This is a genomic window from Cupriavidus sp. 01L45, assembly GCF_056399885.1.
In genome coordinates, this window is record NZ_JBFTSG010000104.1 from 1 (window position 1) to 11212 (window position 11212).

General features: G+C 64.8%; 11 protein-coding genes. 5 read left to right on the top strand and 6 right to left on the bottom strand.

The window, feature by feature from the left end:
* Nucleotides 1-506: 506 nt before the first annotated feature.
* Both AC1DT6_RS39290 and AC1DT6_RS39295 read left to right on the top strand, forming a co-directional pair.
* The gene (locus AC1DT6_RS39290) at nucleotides 507-1484 is read left to right on the top strand and encodes a tripartite tricarboxylate transporter substrate binding protein (protein ID WP_276291153.1); all 978 of its coding nucleotides are present in this window, start codon (nucleotides 507-509) and stop codon (nucleotides 1482-1484) included.
* A gap of 11 nt (nucleotides 1485-1495) precedes the next feature.
* Nucleotides 1496-2941: a M81 family metallopeptidase gene (locus tag AC1DT6_RS39295; protein WP_441636976.1), complete on the top strand. Its 1446-nt coding sequence runs from the start codon at nucleotides 1496-1498 to the stop codon at nucleotides 2939-2941.
* 136 nt (nucleotides 2942-3077) lie between these two features.
* Here the strand turns inward: AC1DT6_RS39295 and AC1DT6_RS39300 are convergent, their stop codons facing one another.
* The 4 genes from AC1DT6_RS39300 to AC1DT6_RS39315 form a co-directional block, all read right to left on the bottom strand.
* Entirely contained in the window at nucleotides 3078-3398 is a 321-nt protein-coding gene (locus AC1DT6_RS39300; protein WP_035860975.1) for a high-potential iron-sulfur protein, read from the bottom strand.
* Between the two features lie 351 nt (nucleotides 3399-3749).
* The gene (locus tag AC1DT6_RS39305; RefSeq protein ID WP_477115528.1) at nucleotides 3750-4112 is read right to left on the bottom strand and encodes an RcnB family protein; all 363 of its coding nucleotides are present in this window, start codon (nucleotides 4110-4112) and stop codon (nucleotides 3750-3752) included.
* A 426-nt stretch (nucleotides 4113-4538) separates the two neighbouring features.
* Nucleotides 4539-5735, bottom strand: coding sequence for a methyl-accepting chemotaxis protein (locus tag AC1DT6_RS39310; protein ID WP_441636981.1), 1197 nt, complete (start codon nucleotides 5733-5735; stop codon nucleotides 4539-4541).
* A 107-nt stretch (nucleotides 5736-5842) separates the two neighbouring features.
* Nucleotides 5843-6571 carry a FadR/GntR family transcriptional regulator gene (locus AC1DT6_RS39315; protein WP_441636983.1) on the bottom strand — a complete coding sequence of 243 codons (729 nt, stop codon included), beginning with the start codon at nucleotides 6569-6571 and terminating at the stop codon, nucleotides 5843-5845.
* Between AC1DT6_RS39315 and AC1DT6_RS39320 the strand changes: the two genes are divergently transcribed.
* Entirely contained in the window at nucleotides 6558-6695 is a 138-nt protein-coding gene (locus tag AC1DT6_RS39320; protein ID WP_441636985.1) for a hypothetical protein, read from the top strand. The two genes, AC1DT6_RS39315 and AC1DT6_RS39320, sit on opposite strands and share 14 nt — an antisense overlap.
* Nucleotides 6696-6809: 114 nt before the next feature.
* Here AC1DT6_RS39320 and AC1DT6_RS39325 read toward each other — a convergent pair whose 3' ends face one another.
* The gene (locus AC1DT6_RS39325) at nucleotides 6810-7676 is read right to left on the bottom strand and encodes an RNA polymerase sigma-70 factor (RefSeq protein WP_477115529.1); all 867 of its coding nucleotides are present in this window, start codon (nucleotides 7674-7676) and stop codon (nucleotides 6810-6812) included.
* A 230-nt stretch (nucleotides 7677-7906) separates the two neighbouring features.
* Here AC1DT6_RS39325 and AC1DT6_RS39330 point away from each other — a divergent pair, with 230 nt between their 5' ends.
* Nucleotides 7907-8371, top strand: a complete 465-nt coding sequence (locus AC1DT6_RS39330; RefSeq protein ID WP_441636991.1) for a carboxymuconolactone decarboxylase family protein — start codon at nucleotides 7907-7909, stop codon at nucleotides 8369-8371.
* A gap of 171 nt (nucleotides 8372-8542) precedes the next feature.
* On the opposite strand, the gene AC1DT6_RS39335 is transcribed toward AC1DT6_RS39330, so the two are convergent.
* Nucleotides 8543-9865, bottom strand: a complete 1323-nt coding sequence (locus AC1DT6_RS39335) for an MFS transporter (RefSeq protein WP_441636993.1) — start codon at nucleotides 9863-9865, stop codon at nucleotides 8543-8545.
* Between the two features lie 250 nt (nucleotides 9866-10115).
* Between AC1DT6_RS39335 and AC1DT6_RS39340 the strand changes: the two genes are divergently transcribed.
* On the top strand, nucleotides 10116-10658 hold the full coding sequence (locus tag AC1DT6_RS39340) for an ureidoglycolate lyase (RefSeq protein WP_441636989.1): 543 nt from the start codon (nucleotides 10116-10118) through the stop codon (nucleotides 10656-10658).
* Nucleotides 10659-11212: the final 554 nt, after the last annotated feature.

Consider the following 11212-nt stretch of genomic DNA (forward strand, 5'->3'; position numbering starts at 1 on the left):
GCCTTAGCCTTAAGGCGATACTCAAACATGGGTCCCTCTTTTCCGCTCTTTTCGCCGGATCCCGAGGCGCCCCATACGGCCTGGTACACCTTCACGGCTCGCTTCGCATCGCGGGTTGGTGTGGCCCGCCCTTGCGGGCGCTCCACACGGCTACACCGAATCGGTGATCTGACGACAGCGCGTGTCCTTGAAATTTCTCGGCTCTTCGGGGTCTCAAACCCTGTCTCCTGTCTCCTGTCTCCTGTCTCCTGTCTCCTGTCTCCTATCTCCTATCTCCGCTCGCTAGCCGCGGCTGGTGATGCATGGCTTTTCCCTTCCCCAATTTTTGGGTGAAGGGGAAAAAACCGTTGCCAAATAGGCAACAAAATTCCGACAAGCTTACATTGATTCGGGGGGCTGGAATTGCGAATAATGTGCCTGCGGCAAATTCGCCCGGTTGCCAGTCGATACAGCGCGCTGATTTCGATTGCCACGGCAGACCACGTTCCCCTTTCGAGCAAACAAGCATGAAACCCTTCGCTTCAATCCTGGCAGCCGCGACCCTGGGCGTGATCTGCCACCACGCAGCCGCCGCGCCACAGGATCCTTCGTATCCGGCCAAACCCGTCAAGATCGTGGTCGGCTATGCGCCCGGCGGTTCGTCCGATGCCGTGGCCAGGCTGGTGGCTAACCGGCTGTCGGAGAGGCTGGGACAGAGCTTTGTCGTGGAGAACCGGCCCGGCGCTGCCAGCAATATCGCGGCGGCCGGCGTGGCGCGCGCGCCCAACGATGGCTACACGATCCTGCTGGGTTCCAACGCCAGCACCATCAATGTCTCGCTGTACAAGAAGCTGCCTTTCGACTTCCAGAAGGATTTCGCGCCGGTGGTGCTGCTCACGCGCTTCCCCAATATCATGGCGGTGAACCCCTCGGTGCCGGCGACCACGGTGGCGGAGTTCATCAGCTATGCCAAGGCGCACCCGAAGGGGGTGTTCTTCGCTTCGTCCGGCGCGGGATCTTCGACGCGCTTGTCGGCTGAGTTGTTCAAGACCATGGCGGGCATCCAGATGGAGCACGTGCAGTACAAGGGCAGCGCACCGGCGCTGACGGACCTGATGGCGGGCCAGGTGCAGGTGATGTTCGATACGGCGCCATCCGTCATCCCGCTGATCAAGAGCGGAAAGCTGCGCGCGCTGGCCGTCACCAGCGCGAGCCCGCAACCGTTCGCGCCGGAGATCCCTACCGTCGATGCGAGCGGGCTCAAGGGGTATGAGGTCACTTCGTGGTACGCCTTGTTCGTGCCCACCGGCACGCCGGCGGGCATCGTCGATACGCTGAACAAGGAGGTCAACGCGATCATGGGCGAGAAGGACACGCGGGATAAGCTCGCTGCCATGGTGGCCACGCCGGGCGGCGGTACGCCGGAAGCGCTGCGCCAGCACGTCGCGGCGGAAATCACCAAGTGGGGCGCGGTGGTCAAAGCCTCCGGCGCCACCGCGGACTAGGCCGGCGGATCATGCGTGTTTTTACCGGCTCGCTGGCTACCGAGACCAATACTTTCGCCCCCCTGCCCACCTCGCTGGATGCTTTCGTCGACCGGGGTTACTATCCCGCCGGCACGCATCCGCCGGAGATGACCGTATTCAGCGGGCCACTGTGGGCCGCCCGCCAGCGTGGCCGCGAGCGCGGCTGGGCAGTGATCGAGGGCATGGCCGCCGGCGCGCAGCCGGGCGGCATCACCACGCGCCATGCCTATGAAACGCTGCGCGACGAACTGCTTGGCGACCTGCGCCGGGCGCTCCCCGTCGATATGGTGGTGCTGGGGCTGCATGGCGCCATGGTGGCCGATGACTATGAGGATTGCGAGGGCGACCTGCTGGCCCGCGTGCGCGCGCTGGTTGGCCCCGGCGTGGTGGTCGGCGCCGAACTGGATCCGCATTGCCATCTGTCTGATGCCATGGTGGCGAACGCCGACATGCTGGTGGCCTACAAGGAATATCCGCACACCGATATCCGCGAGCGCGCGCTGGAGCTGGTGGATTTTTGCGCGGCGCAGGCCGAGGGACGCATCGCCCCCGTGGCGGCGGTGGTGGACTGCGAGATGGTCGTCACCATCCGGACCAACCAGGAGCCGGCCAGGAGCTATGTCGACCGGTTGATGGCGCTGGAGGGCCGCGACGGCATCCTGTCCATCTCCGTGGCGCATGGTTTCCCGTGGGGCGATGTGCCCGACATGGGCACCAGGCTGCTCGTGTACGCGGACGGCGACGCGGGTGCCGCACAACGGCTGGCGCGGCGCCTTGCCGACGAGCTGATTGGCATGCGAGCGCAGCTGACGCCAGCCTGCCCCGGACCGGACGAGGCCATCGACCAGGCGCTGGCTTACGGCGACGCGCCCGTGGTCATCGCGGACGCGGCCGACAACCCCGGCGGCGGTGCCGCGGGAGATGCCACATTCATGCTGCATCGCCTGCGCCAGCGCGGAGTCCGCAACGTGGCGGTGGGCCCCCTGTGGGATCCCGTCGCCGTGCGCATTGCCTTTAGCGCCGGCGTGGGCGCGCGCCTGCCGCTGCGCATCGGCGGCAAGGTCAGCCCGATGTCGGGCGAGCCCATCGACCTGGTGTGCACTGTAAAGGCGCTGGTCCCGGACATGGTCATGACAGGGCTGTCAGGGGCGCCGGCCGCGGTGGGAAACGCGGCGCTGGTGGAAGCGGAGGGCATCGAGATCGTGCTGATCACGCTGCGCGCCCAGGCGCTGGATACCGATGTGTTCACGCAGCTTGGCTGCCGGCTGGAGGACAAGACGCTGATCGTGGTCAAGTCCGCGCAGCACTTCCACACCGCGTTCTCGCGGATCGCCCGCCATGTCATCTATGCGGACGCGCCGGGCTCGGTATCGCTCAACCTGAGCGCACTGCCCTATCGCCGCGCGCGCCGTCCCAAGTGGCCAATCGACGGATAAATGAGCGCTCGAACAGCCGCGCGAATGGCCGCTTGGATGTACGCTTGACCGGACACGCAGACGCACGCCTGGATAAAAGAAAACGGCGGACGCACCCAGACCGCGCGCCCGCCGCTTTCACCGTATCAGGCCGCTATCAAGCCTTCTTTACCCAAGCGCTGCACCAGCCTTTGGTGGCAACCTGCTTGCCCGCGAAGAGCGGGCAGCCGCCGCTGGCATCGGTCGCCTTGCCCTGGAAGAGCTGGCAGTTGCCGCAGTGCTGGGTGGCGTCATGCTTGGGATATTTGGCTTTATCGACTTTGGTGGTATCCGCCTTGTAGCCAAGGCCGACCGCCTGCGGGTCTTTTTCATCGACCATCGGGCCGCCGCCCTGGGCCCGGGACGCCAGGGAAACACCCAGGGCGCCTGCGGCCGCAATAATGGGAATGCCTTTCAGGAAATGACGACGAGTTGACATCTTTCTATCCTTTTTGTGGGGGACAAACTGGGCGGGGGCACGCGCCGCGCGCAACAACGCAAGGCATCGGCCCCAGCCATCGGCGCACCCATGAAGGCGCGCGCCGGATACCGGCCCGGACGCAGCCACATCACAGCAAGGAAACAAGGTGTCGGACACGTTGGCTCGAGGCTCGCATGGCTCGCACCAGCAGCCGCCGTCCTGGCCGGCTCCTGGCCTGTATCCCGATTGAGTTTAGACGACGGCGATTACATGGACATTGCGCGTAGTCATGAACGCTGAGGATCGGTGGCGCATGCGCCCTGCGCGGATGCCCTGGGTCAAGCGGGCAAAAACGCCGGCAGAAACACCCTAGCTGCCGCCGCCTACCTCGACGATCGAGCCATTGGGCGCAACGAGGTAGAAGTTCGCGCCCACCCCGACCCAGTGACGGCCTTTGGTTGGCTGCGGCAAGTCGTACTGACGCCAGTCATCCACCACATATTGGCGATCGCGGTACTCGGCGGGAAGCTTGTCGCCCTTTTTCCATTGGCTCGGCACGCTGCGCGTGTTGTTGCCGGCCGGAGCCATGCCCGCATCCTTGGATGACGGCGACTGGTATTGATACCCACCGCCGGCGCCGGAGGYCGGCTGCGCAAAACAAGAGGCCGAGACCAGGAACCCGCCGGCAAGCAATACGCCCGGCAGCAGTCTGCTTCTCATGGTTTTCTTCATTGAGCACTCCTTTTTATTGGCCGCAATGGCCCTGACAGGTCATCTCCTACCGGGCGATGCCACAGGCAGCCCACGCGATCGGTGTGTCGCGAAACAGGGGCCCGCAACTTCAATGCCCGGATTAAGGATAGTGGCTATGGGGGCGGATGGGGACGGCAAGCGCCGGAACAGACGCCCGCCAGCCGTGCGCAGGCTTGCAGGGACAGGCTGGAGAAGGGCTGCGGGAAAGCGAAACGGGGAAATACCTGCCGGGAATGTAAAGATTTCTGCCAGGATGGAAATGCAAAGGAGCGCCGGCATCACAAAAAAAATGACGCCTGAGGCGTCATCATCGGCGCGTGGCGGAAGGCTGCGGGAAGCGGCGGGAAGACACGAACATGCCCTGCACCCCCGCTCCACGCGCAGCAAATACTACAACGGCCTTGCCTACGCGTGTGCGCCCCGTGGCACGCCGGCAAAACGGGCTTGCGCGGATGCCATGTCGTCTGGCGTGGCGTCCAGCTTGAACTCGTCCACCGCGGCCTGCAACTGGTGGGCCTGGTCCGCCAGGGCCGACGAGGCAGCAGCGGCCTGCTCCACCAGCGCGGCGTTCTGCTGCGTCACCGCGTCCATTTGCATCACGGCTTGATTGACCTGTTCGATGCCATCGCTCTGCTGCCCCGACGCCACCGCGATCTCGCCGAGGATGGTGGTGACCTGCCGGGAGGCGGTCACGATCTCGCGCATCGTCTGGCCAGCGTGCTCCACCCGCGCCGCGCCGTTGCGCACTTGCTCCGCGGAGTCGCCGATCAGCCCGCGGATTTCCTTGGCCGCCGCGGCGCTGCGCTGCGCCAGGGTACGTACCTCGCCCGCCACCACCGCAAAGCCCCGCCCCTGCTCGCCCGCGCGCGCCGCTTCCACGGCGGCGTTGAGCGCCAGGATGTTGGTCTGGAACGCGATGCCTTCGATCACATCGATGATGTCGACCACCTTATTGGAGCTGGCGCTGATCGCCTGCATGGTGTCCACCACCTCCCCGACCACGGTGCCGCCTCGTTGCGCGATATCCGAGGCATTGGCCGCCAGTTCGTTGGCCGCGTGCGCGCGCTCGGTATTCTGTTTGACCATGGCCGTCAGTTCGCCCATGCTCGACGCGGTTTCCTGCAGCGCCGCGGCCTGTTCCTCGGTGCGCTGGGACAGGTCGGTGTTGCCGGCCGCGATCTGCTTCGAGGCATCCGTGATCGAATCCGTCGAGTCCTTGATCCGGCTCACCAGGTCGGTGAGCATGTCTTCCATCTCGCCCATGCCGCGCAGCAGACGGCCGAACTCGCCCTGGCGCTCGGTTTCGAATTCCTTGCTGAGGTCGCCGGAGGCCACGGTTTCGGCGATATAGACGGCCTCGCCCAGCGGTTGCTCGATGCTGCGCGCAATGCCGTGGGTACAGGCGGCGCCGACCAGCAGCGCGGCCAGCCAGAGCCCGAACATCCAGGCGCGGGCGGAGTCGGCGCCCTGCCCGACATTCCCGGCCGCCGCGTCCGGCGGGGCATTGAGCCCCATCGCGATCGCCGCCGCCATCAATATCAACACCACCGCGAAACCAGCGCCAAGGCGCATACGGGTGCTCAGGTTGGCCAGTGCCATCATTGCTGCATCTCCCCTTTTTAGTAGACTTCGCCTGCCTCGTCGTCTGGGTAACGGCGACGCGCGGAGAAACTTTAGGGGAATTCCCAGATGCCGCCTTCCAGTGGCATTCAGGCGGGACGCCGCTCCGGCGCCATCCCGCCATCCGCCCGGCTACCGGCGGGGAAATGCACGCCGGCGCGCTGGGCGGCCCGCACGATGTGATCGGACATGGCGCGCTGCGCGAGGCTGGCGTCGCCCGCCGCCAGGGCGTCGATGATGGCGCAATGCTCGGTGTAGGTGGCGTGGCGGCTGCCGCGCTGGTAGAACGGCAGGCGCTGGCTTTCCTGCATGACGTCGGTGCTGTTGCGCAGGATATCGGCAATCGCGCGGTTGCCGGCGATGGCAATGATGCGCATATGGAATTCGAAATCCAGCCGGGCGGCCTGGGTAAAGTCGGACGCATCGATGCACGCCCGCATGGCTTCGGCGTTCTCGCGCAGGGCGCCGACATCTTCCGGCAACAGCGCCGCCGCGGCCAGCCCCACGGTGAAGCTTTCCAGCGCGAAGCGCAGCTGGTAGATATCGGTCAGCGAATGCGATTTCGAGAAACGCCACTGCGGCGGCGCGCCGTCGGTGGCATCGGCGGCCACATACACGCCTTTACCGGGTCGCGAGACCACCAGCCCCAGGCCCTGCAGGGTGGACAGCGCCTCCCGCAGCGAGGTGCGGCTGATACCGAGTTGCTCGGCCAGGTCGCGTTGTGAGGGCAACAGCGAGCCGGCCGGATACTTGCCGCCTTCGATCCACTCGCGGATGAGGGTCGCGGCGTTGGCGGAGATGGCGGTGGCTGTGACCATGGCGGTGATGGAAACTCCTGCGCTGGATGGTGTTGATGGCAAAGGGCAAGGGAAATTGCCGCGGGCGCCAGCGCTGGCGCCGGATCGACGGCAAATTGTACTCGACCGCTACCTGGAGATCTAACGGCAACCACAACCGCCTGACGTCAGGATCAAAGACCCGAAGGCTGATAGCCAAAGGCAGTGACTACCCTGTTTTCGCAGGATTGCGCATCGCCTCCCCCTGGTCCGTGACAGCCTACAGCGGCGGCACCGCGGAAAGCTTGTCGGGATTGCGCACGACATAGACTGCGGTGATGCGGCCCGCCTCGATGGTGAAGGACTGCGCCGACTCGATCTTGCCATCCACATAGCGAAGGAGCCCAGGCATGCCATTGATCCGGGCCAGCCGGTAGCGTACCTTGCCTGGCTCTGCGTGCCCGAGCGACCAGAAGACGCCGGCGATACGCGCGGCGCCGCGCAGGATGCGCCCGAACGACGGCACCTTGCCGCCACCGTCGCTGATCAGCTCGGCATCCGGGCTGAGCATCGTCTTCATGGCGGTCCGGTCGCCGGTGCTTGCGGCCTGCATGAAGCGGGTCAGCAGTTCGCGATGCTCCTGTGGCGATACGTCGTAGCGCGGGCGGCCTTCCMGCACGCGCTCACCGGCGCGGTGCACGATCTGGCGGCAGGCCGCTTCGGTCTTGCCGAGGATCGAAGCGATTTCCGCATACTCCAGATCGAATGCCTGCCGTAGCAGGAACGCCGCCCGCTCGTCGGGCGAGAGGCGTTCCAGCACCCAAAGGAACGCCACCGACACTTCGCTTGCCAACTCCGCCGCCGCCTCCGGCGTGTCCTCATGCGACTCGACCAGCGGCTCGGGGAGCCACCAGCCGATGTATTTCTCCTGCTCGCTCTTGCGCGCGCGCAGGCGGTCGATCGCGAGCCGCGTCGTGACCGTGACCAGCCACGCTTCCGCCGAGCGCAGCTCGGCCTGGTCTGCCTCGTGCCAGCGCAGCCAGGCGTCCTGGACCACGTCCTCCGCGTCGGAACGGGTACCCAGCATGCGATAGGCTATCCCGAAAAGACGGGGCTTCAGTGCGGTGAAAGGTTCGGCGGAATCCATAAGTCATATGCGAGAAGATCACCCCCAGACGTTCCGGCAACGCGTTTTGTGACATCCAGGCGAATGACTGGTACGGCGCAGGGGTAACACCGGGCGTGAAGAGAACCGGAGAAGATATATAGCAAAAAAATTGCAGCCGCTGTCACAAGCCGGTTGCCGCCGCCGTCTTACGGTCATGGCAGGCGCGCAGGGCGCCTGCCGGACCCGTCGAAACGGATTGAAAGGCAAAAATCATGACTGCTGCACGTATCAACTTTTTCCAACTCGCCCCGGCCAACCTGAAGGCGATGATCAATTTCTCCGCCTCCGTCAAGCAAAGCTCGCTAGGGACCCGGCTGGTGGAGATGGTGAACCTGCGCGTCTCGCAGATCAATGGCTGCGGCGTCTGCATCGACATGCATTGGCGCGACCTGATCAAGCAGGGCGCGGAACCGCGCCACCTGAATGCCATCGCCGGCTGGCGCGAGGCACCGTTCTTCAGCACTCGCGAGCGCGCCGCGCTGGCCTGGGCGGAAGCCGTCAACGCGCTGCCGCACCGCGACGACACGGATGCCGTCTATCCCGAATTGCGCGAGCATTTCAGCGAGAACGAAATCGCCGAGCTGTCCTACGCCATTGCAGCGATTCGCGGCTGGAATGTGATGAACCTGAGCCTGCGCAACCAGATTCCGGAAAATCCGGCTCCGGGCTTCTGATCGCGCTGCCGGTCCACCTTGTGATGGCGCGGCGCCGCCGCGCCTTGCCCGGAGCGCCGCCTGCGCCATGCAGAGCGGAGCCATTGCGTCGCGCAAATGCTCGATCTGCCAGCTCGCCGATGCCTGTGCAAAGCGCTGTGGCCAGCGGCATGGACCGGGCCATGCCGTACCTTACTTGTTAACCAGCCGCGCAGGGACGGTATAGGTGAGCGCCGCGCCACAGAGCAGCACGCCGGCCAGCACGAACATCGCCAGGTTGGTGCTCTGCGTCGCATCCTTGATCAGGCCGATCATGTAAGGGCTGACAAAGCCGGCCAGGTTGGCGAACGAGTTGATCATGGCGATACCGGCAGCGGCCCCCGCGCCGGACAACAGCGCGGTGGGCAGGCTCCAGAACAGCGGCGAGGTGGCCAGGCTGCCGCCGGCCGCCAGCGCCAGGGCCGCGAGCGACAGCGCCACGTTGTCGCTGAAGACCGCACTCAGCGCCAGCCCGGCGGCGCCGCAGCAGAATGGCACGATCAGGTGCCAGCGGCGTTCGCGCATGCGGTCGGAGCTGCGGCTGACCAGGATCATCGAACACACCGCGACGGAAAACGGGATGGCGGTCAGCAAGCCGATATTCAGCGCGCCGGTCACGCCGGACTGCCGGATCAGCGACGGCAGCCAGAAGGTCAGCCCGTACTGCCCCATCACCGTGCAGAAGCAGATGCAGGCCATCTTGATGATGCGGCTGTCCGAAAAAAGCTGCCGCATGGTCATATGGCCACCCTTCGCCGCGTTCTCGCTGGCGATATTGCGCTCCAGCAGTTCCTTCTCGGATTGCGTCAGCCAGCGTGCCGAACGAATATTGTTATCGAGATAGGCCAGCACCGCGAAGCCGACCAGCAAGGAAGGCAGCGCTTCGATCAGGAACATCCACTGCCAGCCGCGCAGCCCCGCGACGCCCTGCATCGACTCCATGATGAACCCCGAGAGCGGGCCGCCGAAAATGCCCGACACCGGGATGGCGCACATGAACAACGCCACCATGCGAGCGCGGCGGTGCGACGGGAACCAGTAGGTCAGGTACAGGATCATGCCGGGATAGAAGCCGGCCTCGGCCGCGCCAAGCAGGAAACGCAGCACATAGAACTGCGTGGTGGTCTGCACGAACACCATCGCCGCCGAAATCAGGCTCCACATGATCATGATGCGCGAGATGGTGGCCTTGGCGCCGATCCGGTGCATCAGGATATTGCTCGGCACTTCGAAGAAGAAGTACCCGATGAAGAACAGCCCGGCGCCCAGCCCGTAGGCGGACTCGCTGAACCGCAGGTCGCCCAGCATGTGCAGCTTGGCAAACCCCACATTGACGCGGTCCAGGTAGGCCACGACATAGCAAAGCATCAGGAAAGGCAACAGGCGCCATGCAACCTTGCGGTAGACGGCGTTTTCCCGCGCCGCCGCCGCATTGGCGGCGGCCGGCTCGGGGGCTAGCGATGGGGCAGTGGTCAGGGACACAGCAGTTTCCTCCTCGGGTGGCGTGGCACTTCGTTCAACTGGTATTACCAGTATGATTTCTAATGGATGGCGAAGAATACGTCCGCATCGCGCTATGGAAAAGCAGCGTAAACCCGGAATTTAAGTGCCTTGACGCGGGGTCTGGCTAACGCGATACTAGCCCTACTGGTATTACCAGTCGGATAAGCCCATTCGGAAAGCCGCCTTTCACGGCTTCCCCATCACCCTGACCAAGAGGAAAAACGTGTCTGCTCCCGACGAGACGGCGATCGTGCGCCCAACACCCGCCCACGCGCCGGTGCCCTTGCGAGTCGAGCCGCTGACCGCGGCTGCCTTCGCCCCCTTTGGCGACGTCATCGAAAGCGAAGGGCACGTGCCGATGGTCATCAATGGCGGCATGACGCTGCGCTATCACGACCTCGCCGGGATCGACGTCGGCGCGCTGGACGGCCGTGCGCTGATCAACTTCTTCGACGCGCAGCCCTATGCCCTGCCCCTCGCCATCGCATCGATGGAACGGCATCCGCTGGGCAGCCAGGCCTTCGTGCCATTGGACGAAACCGCCTTCCTCGTCGTCGTGGCGCCGGGCGGCGGCCAGCTCGACGAGTCAGCCATCCGCGCCTTTGTCACCAATGGCCGGCAAGGCGTGAACTACAAGCGAGGCGTCTGGCATCACTCGTTGATCGTCACGCGGGGACCGGCGCGATTTCTGGTGGTGGATCGTGGTGGGGAGGGGCACAACTGTGATATCACTGACTTGCTCGGCAAGTATTTGATTGCGGAGTGAGTGGGCTGGAGTGTTGCCATGCAGGGCGGCAATGGCTTGCTTCCGGCACCTCTGGCACGTGAGGGCTACGGCTTAACGTCAAAGTCAGAACCCTAAAGTCAACGGCAGTTTCACCTCCCCTGCGGGGAGGCGACCTACTTTCTTGTCTTGCCAAGAAAGTAGGCAAAGAAGGCGCGCCGGATGGGGCGATACCCCCTCGGGATCCGGCTACCAATCGTTGGTTTGGCAGGCTCGCTCCTGCAAATGGCCGCCCTCCTCCGCAGGCGAGGGAGCAACCCAACGCATAGCAAGTGGCAGCTGGCGCATGGAGACTGGAGACTGGAAGTTTGGCGTCCGAATAGCCGAGAGATTTTGGCGATGCGCGATATCGCCAGACCAGCGATTCGGTGTAGCCGTGTGGAGCGCGCCCAAGGGCGGTCCACACCCCAGCGCGATGCGAAGCGAGCCGTCAAGGTGTACCAGGCCGTATGGGGCGTCCTCGTCGGCAGGTGAAAAGAGCGGAAAAGAGGGGGCCATGTTTGAGCATCGCCTTAAGGCGATGTGAGTTTGGCCCC